General features: G+C 71.3%; 12 protein-coding genes, 1 tRNA gene and 1 pseudogene. 12 read left to right on the top strand and 2 right to left on the bottom strand.

The window, feature by feature from the left end; all coding sequences use genetic code 11:
- The first annotated feature begins 180 nt into the window (after positions 1-180).
- The 3 genes and pseudogenes from FHE66_RS10510 (at position 181) to FHE66_RS10500 (ending at position 1,982) form a co-directional block, all read left to right on the top strand.
- Complete coding sequence (locus tag FHE66_RS10510; RefSeq protein ID WP_139072916.1) at positions 181-1,062, top strand: manganese catalase family protein; 882 nt, start codon at positions 181-183, stop codon at positions 1,060-1,062.
- Between the two features lie 40 nt (positions 1,063-1,102).
- A pseudogene (locus tag FHE66_RS16050) lies at positions 1,103-1,402 on the top strand (DUF1275 family protein); the annotation flags it as partial.
- A 40-nt stretch (positions 1,403-1,442) separates the two neighbouring features.
- Entirely contained in the window at positions 1,443-1,982 is a 540-nt protein-coding gene (locus FHE66_RS10500) for a DUF1275 family protein (protein WP_139072915.1), read from the top strand.
- Between the two features lie 113 nt (positions 1,983-2,095).
- On the opposite strand, the gene FHE66_RS10495 is transcribed toward FHE66_RS10500, so the two are convergent.
- Positions 2,096-2,172 (bottom strand) — tRNA-Leu (locus FHE66_RS10495).
- Positions 2,173-2,263: 91 nt separating this feature from the next.
- Here FHE66_RS10495 and FHE66_RS10490 point away from each other — a divergent pair.
- Complete coding sequence (locus FHE66_RS10490; RefSeq protein ID WP_230976615.1) at positions 2,264-2,884, top strand: ANTAR domain-containing response regulator; 621 nt, start codon at positions 2,264-2,266, stop codon at positions 2,882-2,884.
- A 12-nt stretch (positions 2,885-2,896) separates the two neighbouring features.
- On the opposite strand, the gene FHE66_RS10485 is transcribed toward FHE66_RS10490, so the two are convergent.
- Positions 2,897-3,313 (bottom strand): hotdog fold thioesterase, encoded by a 417-nt coding sequence (locus FHE66_RS10485; RefSeq protein WP_139072913.1) that lies wholly within the window; start codon positions 3,311-3,313, stop codon positions 2,897-2,899.
- Positions 3,314-3,382: 69 nt separating this feature from the next.
- On the opposite strand from FHE66_RS10485, the gene polA reads away from it, so the two are divergent.
- The 8 genes from polA to uvrB all read left to right on the top strand — a co-directional run bounded on the left by polA (position 3,383) and on the right by uvrB (position 14,314).
- Positions 3,383-6,061, top strand: coding sequence for a DNA polymerase I (gene polA / locus FHE66_RS10480; RefSeq protein ID WP_139072912.1), 2,679 nt, complete (start codon positions 3,383-3,385; stop codon positions 6,059-6,061).
- Between the two features lie 203 nt (positions 6,062-6,264).
- On the top strand, positions 6,265-7,059 hold the full coding sequence (locus tag FHE66_RS10475) for a class I SAM-dependent methyltransferase (protein WP_139072911.1): 795 nt from the start codon (positions 6,265-6,267) through the stop codon (positions 7,057-7,059).
- Positions 7,060-7,280: 221 nt separating this feature from the next.
- Complete coding sequence (locus FHE66_RS10470) at positions 7,281-8,306, top strand: 6-phosphofructokinase (protein ID WP_139072910.1); 1,026 nt, start codon at positions 7,281-7,283, stop codon at positions 8,304-8,306.
- 177 nt (positions 8,307-8,483) lie between these two features.
- Positions 8,484-9,971, top strand: coding sequence for a 30S ribosomal protein S1 (gene rpsA / locus FHE66_RS10465; RefSeq protein ID WP_139072909.1), 1,488 nt, complete (start codon positions 8,484-8,486; stop codon positions 9,969-9,971).
- 118 nt (positions 9,972-10,089) lie between these two features.
- Positions 10,090-10,917 (top strand): siderophore-interacting protein, encoded by an 828-nt coding sequence (locus FHE66_RS10460; protein ID WP_139072908.1) that lies wholly within the window; start codon positions 10,090-10,092, stop codon positions 10,915-10,917.
- Entirely contained in the window at positions 10,914-11,528 is a 615-nt protein-coding gene (locus tag FHE66_RS10455) for a pyroglutamyl-peptidase I (protein WP_139072907.1), read from the top strand. The genes FHE66_RS10460 and FHE66_RS10455 overlap by 4 nt, the downstream gene beginning before the upstream one ends.
- A 10-nt stretch (positions 11,529-11,538) precedes the next feature.
- Positions 11,539-12,129, top strand: coding sequence for a dephospho-CoA kinase (coaE, locus tag FHE66_RS10450; protein WP_139072906.1), 591 nt, complete (start codon positions 11,539-11,541; stop codon positions 12,127-12,129).
- Between the two features lie 91 nt (positions 12,130-12,220).
- The gene (gene uvrB, locus FHE66_RS10445) at positions 12,221-14,314 is read left to right on the top strand and encodes an excinuclease ABC subunit UvrB (protein WP_139072905.1); all 2,094 of its coding nucleotides are present in this window, start codon (positions 12,221-12,223) and stop codon (positions 14,312-14,314) included.
- The last annotated feature ends 3 nt before the right edge of the window (positions 14,315-14,317 follow it).

The following is a 14,317-nucleotide window of genomic DNA, read 5'->3' as shown; positions in this document are numbered from 1 at the left end:
GGGGGGGGAGACTCCGCCGCAGACGTTGCGCGCGCCCGCCCGGGGCGCGCGCTCCCAGCTCCCCGGTGGCACTCGGCCGCTCACCGTGCGCCCTGCACCCTCCCGCGCAACACTCGCAGTCCGGAGTGACCCGGATCACATCGAGCAGCGAGCGCCGGGTCCAGGACACGGAGGGGAAACATGTACTTCCACAAGCAAGAGCTCCAGTTCAAGTCCACACCCGACAAGCCGGACGCCGTCTACGCCCGCAAGCTCCAGGAGGTGCTGGGCGGGCAGTACGGCGAGATCAGCGTCGCTATGCAGTACGCCTTCCAGGGGTGGAACATGCACCTGCCTGGCAAGTACCGGGACCTCGTCTTCGGCATCGGGGCCGAGGAGTTCGGTCACGTCGAGATGCTCGCGACGATGATCGCGCAGCTCCTCGAGAAGGCCCCGCTCGGTATCACCGAGGACGCCGTCCAGGACGACCCGACCGTCGCCGCCGTCGTCGGGGGCATGGACGTCCAGCACGCCATCGTCGCCGGGGCCGGCGCCCGTCCGGTGGACTCCAACGGCAACCCCTGGCAGGGATCCTTCATCACCGCGAGCGGCAACCTCTACGCGGACTTCATCGCCAACGCGAACGCCGAGATGCAGGGCCGGGTCCAGGTGGCCCGGCTCTACCACATGACGGACGACGCGGGCGTGCGGGACCTGCTCGCCTTCCTCCTCGCCCGCGACACGATGCACCAGAACCAGTGGCTGCGGGCTGTCGAGGAGCTCAAGGCGGACGGGCTGGAGTCGCTCCCGGTGCCGAGCAACTTCCCGCAGAAGAAGGAGCACACCGAGGTCTCCTACCAGTACCTCAACTTCTCCGACGGGCAGCAGGCCAAGGACGGCGGGTGGGCCTCGGGGCCGTCGGTCGACGGCAAGGGCGAGCACAGCTACCACGAGGGCCCGACGACGTCGGCACCCATGCCGCCGCCCACCCGGCCCGACGCCCGCTACTACGGCACCACCGACCTCCCGAACACCGTCGAGAAGATCGCCGGCACCGTCCAGGACAAGCTCCACAGGGAGTGACGTCCCGCGCGCACCTCACCCGGGGACACCCCTGGGAGCCGTGGGACGCCCCCTACGCGGGCTGCTGACAGCGCACAGGGGTGTCCCAGAGGAGTGCCGGCGACCCCTGCCCGCGGCAGCGACGACCCATCGCAGGTGGCCGGGCGCCGTAGCGGCTAGCGTCCGTCGGGTGGGAGGCAGCGGGGGGAGCGGGTCCCACCGGGAGCAACCGGTGGCGGAGTCCACCCGCGCCCTCGTCGTCACCGGGCTCCTGCTGCTCACCTGCGCCTCGGGCGTGGTCGACGCCCTCTGCTACTTCAGCCTCGACCAGGTGTTCGCCGGCAACATGACCGGCAACGTCCTGTTCCTCGGGCGCCCTCGTCGGCGAGGCGGGCAACCCGGTGAACAACGGCATCGCGGTCCTCGGGTTCCTCGTGGGTGCGACGGCGGCCGGGCGGCTCGTGCCCCACGGGCGCCGGGACGTCGTGCCGACGTCGACGCTGTGGACGCTCGCCGGCGGCACCACGTTCGCCGCGCTGCTCTGCGGCGCGTGGGTCCTGGCGGGCGACCTCGGCACCGGGGGCACGCTTGCCGTCAGCGCCCTGCTCTCGGTCGTCATGGGGTCCCAGCTCAACGCGGTCAAGCCGATCGGCAACGCGAACATCACGACGGTCGTCGTCACCGGCACCCTGGGCAACCTCGCGCGCGACAGCCGCCTCGCGGGCGCCCCACCCGACGTCCACTCGAACTGGGTCGACCGGTTGCTCGCCGTCGTCGCCCTCGCGCTGGGTGCGGCTGCGGGTGCCGCCCTCGACCGACGGGTCTCGCCAGCCGCCGCGCTCGGACTCGCCGTCGTCCTCATGCTCGCGGGCGCCGCGGTGCTGCTCGTCGTCCGCCGCAGGCAGCTCACGGCGCGACGCGCGGCGCTGCAGTCCGGGTGAGATGTGTGACGTGTCCTGCACCGGCCGGCCTCCCCGGGCCGTCCACGGCCACCGGGGGAGCGTCGGTCCGGCGGGGTCCCGAGCCGGGCCGTTCCGCGCGGGTCCGCGCAAGGTGGTGCCCCGAGTGGGATTCGAACCCACACTGGATCGGGTTTGAGCCGATTGCCTCTGCCGGTTGGGCTATCGGGGCGCCGTCGAGCGACTGAGGCCGCCCACCGAGTAGGCTAACCGGCGTGACTGAGAACAACGAAGCAGCCGGCGAGGCCGCCACCGCAGATGACATCGTCCTGCCCGTCCGGGAGGACGCGCCCAAGGCTCCCGCGGGCGAGGCGCGTCGCGTCGTCGTCGCGGAGGACGAGACCCTCATCCGCCTCGACATCGTCGAGACGCTCAAGGAGGCCGGTTACGACGTCGTCGGCGAGGCCCCCGACGGTGAGACCGCCGTGCGACTCGTCACCGAGCTCGAGCCCGACGTCGTCGTCATGGACGTCAAGATGCCCGGGATGGACGGCATCTCCGCCGCCGAGAAGATCATGGCCGACCGCACCTGCGCCGTCGTCATGCTCACCGCGTTCTCCCAGACCGAGCTCGTCGAGCGTGCGCGCGACGCCGGTGCGATGGCCTACGTCGTCAAGCCGTTCACGACGGCCGACCTGCTGCCGGCGCTCGAGATCGCCGTCTCCCGCTTCCAGGAGATCAGCTCGCTGGAGTCGGAGATCGCCGACCTCAACGAGCGGTTCGAGACCCGCAAGCGCGTCGACCGCGCCAAGGGCCTGCTCATGACGAAGATGGGCCTCACCGAGCCTGAGGCGTTCCGCTGGATCCAGAAGACGTCGATGGACCGCCGCCTGACCATGCGCGAGGTCGCCGACGCCGTCATCGACCAGGTCGGCAGCAAGTAGCCGACGCGCCGCCTACGGGCGGTCGACGAGCATGCAGGTGAGACGGGCGGTGCACACGCGCCGCCCGTCCTCGTCGTCCACGGCGATCTCGTAGGTCGCCAGTCGGCTCCCCAGGTGCAGTGGAGTGGCGACGGCGGTCACCCAGCCGGACCCCACCGCGCGATGGTGCGTGGCGTTGAGCTCGACGCCGACGGCGCCGCGTCCCTGCCCGGCGTGCAGCGTCGCGGCCACGGAGCCGACGGTCTCGGCGAGCGCCGCCGATGCGCCGCCGTGGAGCAGCCCGACGACCTGGGTGTTGCCCTCGACCGGCATGCGCGCCGTGACGTTCTGCGCACTCGCGGTGACGAACTCGATGCCGAGCCGCTCGGTGAGGGTGCCGGGATGGCCGACGGTGGCCTGGAGACGAGCGAGGAGGTCGAGGTCGGTCATGGGCCCAGCCTGCCACGGGCCCGAGCGGCGGTGGCGCGCGGTGTCGGTACGGGCACCTAGGGTTGGGGCGTGAGCACGAGCACCGAGCGACCCCGTCTCCTTCTCATCGACGGCCACTCGATGGCCTACCGCGCGTTCTACGCGTTGCCCGTGGAGAACTTCTCCACGACCACCGGGCAGCCGACCAACGCGGTCTTCGGCTTCACGTCGATGCTGATCAACCTCCTCGCGGCGGAGAGCCCCACGCACGTCGCGGTGGCGTTCGACTCGGGCCGCACCACCTTCCGCACCGAGCAGTACAGCGAGTACAAGGCCACCCGGGACCAGACGCCCGAGCCGTTCAAGGGGCAGGTCGACCTCATCGTCGAGGTGCTCGACGCGATGGGCATCCCCTCCCTCAAGAAGGAGAACATCGAGGCGGACGACATCCTCGCGACGCTCGCCACGCAGGGCGCCGCCGACGGGCTCGACGTCCTCGTCTGCTCGGGCGACCGCGACACCTTCCAGCTCGTGCGCGAGGACGTCACGGTCCTCTACCCGGTCCGTGGCGTCTCCACGCTCACGCGGATGACCCCCGATGCGGTGGTCGAGAAGTACGGGGTCCCGCCCGAGCGTTACCCCGACGTCGCCGCGCTCGTCGGTGAGACCAGCGACAACCTCCCCGGCGTGCCGGGCGTCGGGCCGAAGACCGCCGCGAAGTGGGTCGTCGCCTACGACGGCCTCGACAACGTCCTCGCCCGCGCTGGGGAGATCAAGGGCAAGGCCGGGGAGTCGCTGCGCGCCAACCTCGAGCAGGTCGCGCTCAACCGCCAGATCAACCGCCTCCTCACCGACGTCGAGCTGCCGGTCAAGGTCGACGACCTCGCGCGCCGACCCATCCACCGCGAGTCCGTGCACGAGGTGTTCGACGCCCTCGAGTTCGCCGTGCTGCGCGAGCGGCTCTTCGCCAGCCTCCCGGCCGAGACCCCGCCCGCCCCGGAGCAGGGCGTCGAGCTCACCGTCGAGATCCCCGCACGGGGTGAGCTGGCCGGCTGGCTCGAGCCGCGCCGCGCTGCGCTGCTCGGCGTCGACGTCACCGGCACGGCCGCGCAGGGCACCGGCGACGCGTGGGCGCTGTCCATCGCCGACGACGCCGCGACCGCCGTCACTCTCGACCTCACCGACATCTCGCCGGAGGACGACAAGGCCCTCGCCGACTGGCTCGCCGACGCCTCGGCGCCCAAGGCGCTGCACGACGCCAAGGCTGCCATCCACGCGCTGTCCGGCCGCGGCCTGGAGCTCGCCGGGCTCACGTTCGACACCGCCGTCGCCGCCTACCTGTGCCGGCCCGACAACCGCCGGTACGACCTGTCGGACCTCAGCGTGCGCTACCTCCGCCGCGAGCTCGAGGCCGAGGAGGACGCCACCGGCCAGGGCATGCTTGTGCTCGACGAGGCGAACGCGGGCAAGCAGGCGGCCGTGCGTGCCGTCGCCGTTCGCGACCTCGTCGACGTCCTCCAGGGCGAGCTCGAGGACCGTGGGGCGGGGCACCTGCTCGCCGACCTCGAGCTGCCCGTCCTCGAGGTGCTCGCGCGGATGGAGCGCTCCGGCATCGCCGCGGACCTCGGGTACTTCGAGGAGCTCGAGAAGCGCTTCGGCGCGGCCGTGGACGACGCCGCCCAGCAGGCGTACGCCGTCATCGGGCACGAGGTGAACCTCTCCTCTCCGAAGCAGCTCCAGGAGGTGCTGTTCACCGAGCTCGACATGCCGAAGACGAAGAAGACCAAGACCGGCTACACGACCGACGCCGACGCCCTGGCCGACCTCTTCGCCAAGACCGAGCACCCGTTCCTCGCCCACCTGCTCGCCCACCGTGACGCCATCCGGCTGCGGCAGACCGTCGAGGGTCTGCTCCGCTCGGTCGCGCCTGACGGGCGCATCCACACGACGTTCAACCAGACCATCGCGGCGACGGGGCGGCTCAGCTCGACAGACCCGAACCTGCAGAACATCCCGGTGCGGACCGAGGAGGGGCAGCGGATCCGGCGCGGCTTCGTCGTCGGCGAGGGTTACGCGACCCTCCTCACCGCCGACTACTCCCAGATCGAGATGCGCATCATGGCGCACCTGTCGCAGGACCCGGGCCTCATCGCCGCGTTCCGCAGCGGGGAGGACCTCCACTCCTACGTCGGCTCCCGGGTCTTCGAGGTGCCCACCGACCAGGTGACCGGCGCGATGCGGGCGAAGATCAAGGCGATGAGCTACGGCCTGGCCTACGGGCTCTCGGCGTTCGGGCTCTCCCGGCAGCTGCGCATCGAGGTCTCCGAGGCCCGCAACCTCATGGACGACTACTTCGAGCGGTTCGGGGGCGTGCGCGACTACCTGTCCGGCGTCGTCGACGAGGCGCGGCGCACCGGCTACACCGAGACGATCATGGGCCGCCGGCGCTACCTGCCCGACCTCACGAGCGACAACCGCCAGCGGCGCGACATGGCCGAGCGGATGGCGCTCAACGCCCCGATCCAGGGCAGCGCGGCGGACATCATCAAGGTGGCGATGGTCCAGGTCGAGCAGGCGCTCACCGAGGCGGGGCTCCGCTCGCGCCTGCTGCTCCAGGTGCACGACGAGCTCGTCCTGGAGGTCGCGGCGGGGGAGGAGGAGACCGTCGAGTCCCTCGTCCGCACGCATATGGCCGGCGCTGCGGACCTCCTCGTCCCGCTCGACGTCTCCGTCGGCCTCGGCCGCTCCTGGCACGACGCCGCCCACTGACCACCCGCCGCCGCCCACACCCGCCCCCATCCACCCGGGGCGGTCTCGGTTCCCCGCGCCGACAGCCGACTTCCGCGCGACAGCGGACTTCTGCGCGAGAGCCGACTTCCGCGCGAGAGCCGAGTTCCGCACGGGATCGGTGTGCCGCGGCTGACGCGAGTCGTCCGGTCGGCGACCTGCGACCGAGGGGAGAGGATGGACCCATGAGTCGCGTGGGGTTCTACGACGTCGATGCTGCAGCGGCGGCGCGGGCGAACGGCAGGTGGTGGAGCGAGAACGCGGGCGAGTACATCGACGAGCACGGGGCGTTCCTCGGGGACGCGGACTTCCGCTGGTGTCCCGAGGGCCTGCGCGAGGAGGACGCGCGGCTCCTCGGCGACGTCGAGGGCAGGCGCGTGCTCGAGGTCGGCGCGGGCGCTGGGCAGTGCTCACGTTGGCTGGCTGGGCGCGGCGCTGATGTCCTCGCCACGGACATCGCGCCCGGGATGGTGGCACAGTCGGCCGAGCTGGACCGGCGCACCGGCTGGCGAGTGCCCGCCGTCGTGGCGGACGCCCGGGCCCTGCCGCTCGCCGACGACTCCTTCGACGTCGCCTTCACGGCGTTCGGCGCGATTCCCTTCGTGCCTGACGCCCAGCGGGTGCACGCCGAGGTTGCCCGTGTCCTGCGGCCCGGCGGGCGCTGGGTCTTCGCCGTCGTCCACCCCGTGCGGTGGATCTTCCCCGACGATCCGTCCCCCGAGGGGATGCGGGTCCTGCGCTCGTACTTCGACCGCACGCCCTACGTCGAGACCGACGACGCCGGCGCACCGCTGTACGCGGAGTACCACCGCACGTTCGGAGACCACGTCCGCGAGGTGGCGGCGGCCGGCCTGGTGATCGACGACGTCGTCGAGCCGGAGTGGCAGGAGGGGAACCTCCAGGTCTGGGGCGGGTGGGGACCTCACCGCGGCCGGTACGTGCCCGGCACCGCCATCTTCGTCACGCACCTTCCCCGCTGACGGCGCGTCGCGGGAGCCTCGACGTCCCAGAGGTCGGCTCTCGCGCAGAAGTCGGCTGTCGCGAGCAACTCGGCTCTCGCGCAGAAGTCGGCTGTCGCGGGTGAAGGGGGACGGGGAGAAGCGGGTCTGGGACCTCGGGTGGGTGAGGTGTGTGATGTGCATGGATAGTGTTGTCGTCGGAATCACACTCGTCCTTTCCCCACAGACCCAGGGAGTACCTCGTGCGAATCGGCCTCCTCACCGGCGGCGGCGACTGCTCCGGACTCAACGCCGCCATCCGTGCCGTCGTCAAGCACGGCATCGGTGAGTACGGGCACTCCATCATCGGGTTCCGCAACGGCTGGAAGGGCGTGGCCGAGGGGGACGTCCGTCCGCTGACCCGTAACGACATCCGCGGGGTCCTCGACACCGGCGGCACCCTGCTCGGGACGGCCCGCTACCACCCGCACAGCGCCGACGGCGGCCTCGACGCCGTCCGCAGCACGCTGGAGAACGAGCGGATCGAGGCCCTCATCTGCATCGGCGGGGACGGCACGCTCCACGCGGCGAGCAAGGTCGCCGAGACGGGCGTGAAGATCGTCGCGATCCCGAAGACCATCGACAACGACGTGGCCGGGACCGACCGCTCGATCGGCTTCGACACGGCGGTCCACGTCGCCACGGACGCGATCGACCGCATCCACACGACGGCGGAGAGCCACAACCGGGTCATGGTCGTCGAGGTCATGGGCCGGTCCGCGGGCTGGATCGCCGTCCAGGCCGGTATCGCCGGTGGCGCGGAGTTGGTCCTCACCCCGGAGGCGCCCTTCGACATCGACAGGATCGCCCGCTACCTCCGGCACCGGCACCGTGCCCACGCCTCGTTCTCCATCGTCGTGGTCGCCGAGGGCGCCGTGCCGGCGGAGGGCACCTCGATGGAGTGGCAGACGAAGTACGGCAGGTTCGGCGAGATCGTCTCCGGGGCCATCAGCGAGCGCGTCGCCGCGGAGATCCAGGAGCGCACCGGGTTCGACACGCGAGTGACGGTCCTCGGGCACGTCCAGCGCGGCGGCACGCCGCTGCCCTCGGACCGCATCCTCGGCTCGCGCTTCGGCGTGGCCGCCGTCGACGCGCTCCAGCAGGGCCGCACCTCGGTGATGACGGCACTGCGAGGGGAGGAGGTCATCCTGGTCCCGCTCGAGGAGGTCGCCGGCAAGGCCAAGCCCGTCCCGCCCGAGCTCATCAGGACGGCCAACGCGCTTTCCTGACGGGGGAGTGGCGTGCTTGTCCCCACGGTCGACGATGGTTAGAATATTTGCCGGTGACGTGTGCTCGCGGCCGGCGACACTCTGGCGGATCAGCTCCGCCAGGCCTGTGGGTCGCGGTGCGCGTACCGACAACCAGTATCCGCACTATTCCCTGTCCGCATCGGAGTCCGTAACTCAATGACCATCACCACGCCCACTCAGCCGACTGCCCCGCAGGTCGCCATCAACGACATCGGGTCGGCCGAGGAGCTCCTCGCCGCTATCGACGAGACCATCAAGTACTTCAACGATGGTGACATCGTCGAGGGCACCGTCGTCAAGGTCGACCGGGACGAGGTTCTCCTCGACATCGGTTACAAGACCGAGGGCGTCATCCTCTCCCGCGAGCTGTCGATCAAGCACGACGTCGACCCCGACGAGGTCGTCTCCGTCGGTGACAAGATCGAGGCCCTGGTCCTCCAGAAGGAGGACAAGGAGGGTCGCCTGCTCCTGTCCAAGAAGCGCGCGCAGTACGAGCGGGCCTGGGGCACCATCGAGAAGATCAAGGAGGAGGACGGCGTCGTCACCGGCACCGTCATCGAGGTCGTCAAGGGCGGCCTCATCCTCGACATCGGACTCCGCGGCTTCCTGCCGGCCTCCCTGGTGGAGATGCGTCGCGTCCGCGACCTCCAGCCGTACGTGGGCAAGGAGCTCGAGGCCAAGATCATCGAGCTCGACAAGAACCGCAACAACGTCGTGCTCTCGCGCCGCGCCTGGCTCGAGCAGACGCAGTCCGAGGTCCGCTCGACCTTCCTGCAGACCCTGCAGAAGGGCCAGGTCCGCCAGGGCGTCGTCTCCTCGATCGTCAACTTCGGTGCGTTCGTGGACCTCGGCGGCGTCGACGGTCTCGTCCACGTCTCCGAGCTGTCCTGGAAGCACATCGACCACCCGAGCGAGATCGTCGAGGTCGGCCAGGAGGTCACCGTCGAGGTTCTCGACGTTGACATGGACCGCGAGCGCGTCTCCCTGTCGCTCAAGGCGACGCAGGAGGACCCGTGGCAGGCCTTCGCCCGCACGCACGCCATCGGTCAGGTCGTGCCGGGTAAGGTCACCAAGCTCGTCCCGTTCGGTGCGTTCGTCCGCGTCGAGGACGGCATCGAGGGCCTCGTCCACATCTCCGAGCTGGCCGTGCGCCACGTCGAGGTCCCCGAGCAGGTCGCGAAGGTCGGCGACGAGGTGTTCGTCAAGGTCATCGACATCGACCTCGACCGTCGCCGGATCTCGCTGTCCCTCAAGCAGGCCAACGAGGGCGTCGACCCGAGCAGCGACGACTTCGACCCGTCGCTCTACGGCATGGCCGCGGAGTACGACGAGCAGGGCAACTACAAGTACCCCGAGGGCTTCGACCCGGAGACCAACGAGTGGCTCGAGGGTTACGACGCCCAGCGCGAGGCCTGGGAGGCGCAGTACGCCGAGGCCCACGCTCGCTGGGAGGCCCACAAGAAGCAGGTTGCGGCCGCGATGGAGGCCGACGTCGAGGCGTCGACCACCACGAGCAGCAGCACCAGCAGCAGCTCCGGTGGTGGCGCTCCCACCACCTACACCTCGGCCCCGGCCGAGGTGGGCGGCACCCTTGCTTCCGACGAGGCGCTCGCCGCGCTGCGTGAGAAGCTGACCGGCAACTGACCGGCTGAACCACGACGGCGGCCCGTCACCCGAGAGGGTGGCGGGCCGCCGTCGTCGTGTCCCGGCCCGGCTCCGGGGCGCCGGGAGGTCCCTGCCGGCGGCCGGTTAGGCTCGCCTCATGAGTGCCATCGCCCCCACTTTCCGCCAGGAGCGCGTGCGTCATGTCCTGGGCACCCGGACCCTGCGGGTGACCGCGTGGCGCGACCTCACGCCCCGTATGCGCCGGGTGACCCTGGCCGGTCCGCTGGAGGATCTCGTCAGCCCCGGCCCCGGCGACCATGTCAAGGTCTTCTTCCCCGACCCGCTCACCGGGGTGCTCAACGCGCCCCGCGTCGTCGACGGGCAGCTCGTGCGGCCCGCCGGCGAGGTCACCGCCCGCGACTACACCCCGCTCCTGTCCGACAGCGGGGAGCTCGAGCTGGACTTCGTCCTCCACGGCGACGACGGCCCCGCCTCCCGCTGGGCCGCCCGGGTACAGCATGGTGAGGAGCTCGTCGTCGCCGGCCCGCGCGGTTCCCTGCTCCCGCCGCAGGGCCCGGACTGGTACGTCCTCGCGGGCGACGAGACCGCGCTGCCCGCCATCTCCCGCTGGCTGCGGCTGCTCCCGGCCGACGCCGACGTCACGGTCCTCGCGGAGGTCCAGGACGCCGACGACGAGGCCTACCTCGGTGGGCTCGCCGCCGGCCGCGCGGTCACCTACCTCCGCCGCGGCGACGCCGCGCCGGGGACGACGACGCTGCTCGCGCAGGCCGTGCAGGCACTGCCGCAGCGGCCGGGCGCGGGCTTCTGGTGGCTGGCGGGCGAGGCACAGTCCCTCGTCCCGGCCCGCCGCTACCTGCGTCGTGAGCTCGGGCTCGACCCGTCCGCGGTCGACTGCAGCGGCTACTGGCGGCGCGGCGCTGCGGACCACGACCACCACGCTCCCGTGGACCCGGGGGACCGGTGAGCACCGTCCTCGTCACCGGGTTCGGCCCGTTCGGCGGGCACACCGACAACCCCTCCGCGCGGGCCGTCGAGCTGCTCGCCCGCGAGTGGGCGCCCCCCGCCGGCTCGCGCCTCGTCACTGCGGTGCTCCCCGTCTCCTTCGCCCGCGCCACCGCGCAGCTCCGTGCTCTCGTCGAGGAGCACGCGCCCGCGGTCGTCCTCGGTGTCGGGCTCGCCGCCGGCCGGAGGCGCCTCGGTCTGGAGCGCGTGGCGCTCAACCTCGTCGACGCCCGGATCCCCGACGTCGACGGCGCCCAGCCGGTCGACGTCCCGGTCCTGCCCGGTGAGCCGACGGCACGGCTGACCACCCTCCCGGTGAAGTCCGCCCTCCTCGCGCTCCAGGACGCCGGCCTGCCCGCCGAGCTGTCCCTGTCGGCCGGCACCTACGTGTGCAACGCGGTGATGTTCGCCGGACTCACCTACGCCTCGGACGAGGCCGTGGCCGGGTTCCTCCACGTCCCCGACGTCGACGTCCTGCCCGTCGCCGAGACCGCCCGGGCAGTGAGCGTCGTCCTCACCACGGTGCTCGCCTCTACCACCGACGTGGTCGTGCCCGGCGGGCGCGAGCACTAGGGTCGGCGCCGTGACACGCATCGGTCTGACCGGCGGCATCGGGGCCGGCAAGTCCACCGTCGCCCGGGAGCTGGCCCGGCTCGGCGCGCTCGTCGTCGACGCCGACGCCATCGCGCGTGAGGTCGTCGCGCCGGGTACGCCGGGTCTCGCCGCGGTCGTCGCGGAGTTCGGGGACTCCGTCCTCGCGCCGGACGGCTCGCTGGACCGGGCAGCGCTCGGCCGGGTCGTGTTCGCCGATCCCGCAGCCCGGGCGCGCCTCGAGGCGATCACCCACCCGCTCATCGGCGCGGAGAGCGCGCGGCGCACGGCGGCCGCGCCCCCGGGAACCGTCGTCGTCCACGACGTCCCGCTCATCGTCGAACGCGGCCTCGCGGCGCAGTACGACCTCGTCGTCGTCGTCGGGGCGGACGAGGAGGTCCGGATCGACCGCCTCGTCAGGGACCGTGGCATGACCCGCGAGGAGGCGCTGGCGAGGGTCCGGGCCCAGGCCACCGACGCCCAGCGGCGGGCGGTCGCCGACGTCTGGCTCGACAACTCCGGCACCCGGGAGGAGCTCCTCGAGAGGGTCCGCGAGCTGTGGCGGGAGCGGCTCGCGCGCTGAACAGGCGGCGGGGCGCGGACATCGACCCGGCACCGTCCGCTCCTCGCGAAGTGGCACCACCGATGTCGGGGGCCCGACGTACCGTGGACGCATGCGCCCTGTCACCGACCTCAAGCGGTCCGTCGCGCCGATCGAGGTGATCTCCGAGTACACCCCGTCGGGCGACCAGCCGACGGCGATCGCCGAGCTCACCGAGCGCCTCAAGGCGGGGGAGAAGGACATCGTCCTCCTCGGTGCCACGGGTACCGGCAAGTCCGCGACGACCGCCTGGCTCATCGAGCAGGTCCAGCGCCCCACCCTCGTCATGGCGCCGAACAAGACGCTCGCCGCGCAGCTCGCCACCGAGTTCCGCGAGCTCCTGCCGAACAACGCCGTCGAGTACTTCGTCTCCTACTACGACTACTACCAGCCCGAGGCGTACGTCCCGAGCACCGACACCTTCATCGAGAAGGACTCCTCGATCAACGACGAGGTCGAGCGGCTGCGCCACTCGGCGACGAACAGCCTGCTCACCCGGCGTGACACCGTCGTCGTCGCCTCCGTCTCGTGCATCTACGGCCTGGGCACGCCCCAGGAGTACGTCGACCGGATGGTGCAGCTCCAGGTGGGCGACGTCCTCGACCGCGACGACCTCCTGCGCCGGTTCGTCCAGATGCAGTACACCCGCAACGACCTCGCCTTCACCCGCGGGACGTTCCGTGTCCGGGGCGACACCGTCGAGATCATCCCGGTGTACGAGGAGCTGGCGATCCGCATCGAGATGTTCGGTGACGAGATCGAGGCGCTGTACACCCTGCACCCGCTCACCGGTGAGGTCGTGCGCCAGGAGCAGGCCGTCCACCTGTTCCCCGCGAGCCACTACGTCGCCGGCCCGGAGCGGATGGAGCGCGCGATCGGCACGATCGAGACCGAGCTCGCCGAGCGGCTCGAGGAGCTCGAGTCGCAGAACAAGCTGCTCGAGGCGCAGCGGCTACGGATGCGCACGACCTACGACATCGAGATGATGCGGCAGATCGGCACCTGCTCGGGCATCGAGAACTACTCGCGGCACATCGACGGCCGTGGGCCGGGCACCCCGCCCCACACGCTGCTCGACTACTTCCCCGAGGACTTCCTCCTCGTCATCGACGAGTCGCACGTCACCGTGCCCCAGATCGGGGCGATGTACGAGGGCGACATGTCCCGCAAGCGCACCCTCGTCGAGCACGGCTTCCGGCTGCCCAGCGCGATGGACAACCGGCCGCTGCGCTGGGAGGAGTTCCTCGAGCGGATCGGGCAGACCGTCTACCTCTCGGCCACCCCGGGCGCCTACGAGCTGTCCCAGTCCGACGGCGTCGTCGAGCAGATCATCCGGCCGACCGGCCTCGTCGACCCCAAGGTCGTCGTCAAGCCGACCGAGGGGCAGATCGACGACCTCCTCGGGGAGATCCGCGAGCGGACCGAGCGTGACGAGCGCGTGCTCGTCACCACGCTGACGAAGAAGATGTCCGAGGACCTCACCGACTACCTCCTCGAGCGGGGGGTCAAGGTCCAGTACCTCCACTCCGAGGTCGACACACTTCGCCGGGTCGAGCTGCTCCGCGAGCTGCGGCTCGGCACCGTCGACGTCCTCGTCGGCATCAACCTGCTCCGTGAGGGCCTCGACCTGCCCGAGGTGTCCCTCGTCGCGATCCTCGACGCCGACAAGCAGGGCTTCCTGCGCTCGGCGACCTCGCTCATCCAGACCATCGGACGCGCCGCCCGCAACGTGTCCGGCGAGGTCCACATGTACGCCGACCACGTCACCCCCGCGATGGCCGAGGCGATCGAGGAGACCAGCCGGCGGCGCGCGAAGCAGATCGCGTACAACGAGGAGCACGGGATCGACCCGACGCCGCTGCGCAAGCGGATCGCCGACGTCACCGACATGCTCGCCCGGGAGGCCGTCGACACCGCCGAGCTCCTCGAGGGGGGTTACCGCCGCGCCAACATGGGGCCGGGTGGCAAGGAGCGCAAGGTCGCCGGGTCGGCCGTCCGGGAGCGGCTGGGCACCGCCGCCGCCAGCGATCTCGCCGACCTCATCCACCAGCTCAACGGTCAGATGCTCGCCGCCGCCGAGGAGCTGCAGTTCGAGCTCGCTGCCCGCCTGCGCGACGAGATCCACGACCTCAAGAAGGAGCTGCGGCAGATGCAGGCCGCGAACTGAGGC

Source organism: Georgenia sp. 311, from assembly GCF_006151955.1.
GTDB lineage: Bacteria > Actinomycetota > Actinomycetes > Actinomycetales > Actinomycetaceae > Oceanitalea > Oceanitalea wutianyii.
The sequence above is the reverse complement of the archived record's forward strand: the minus strand, read 5'-3'. Positions and strand labels throughout refer to the sequence as shown.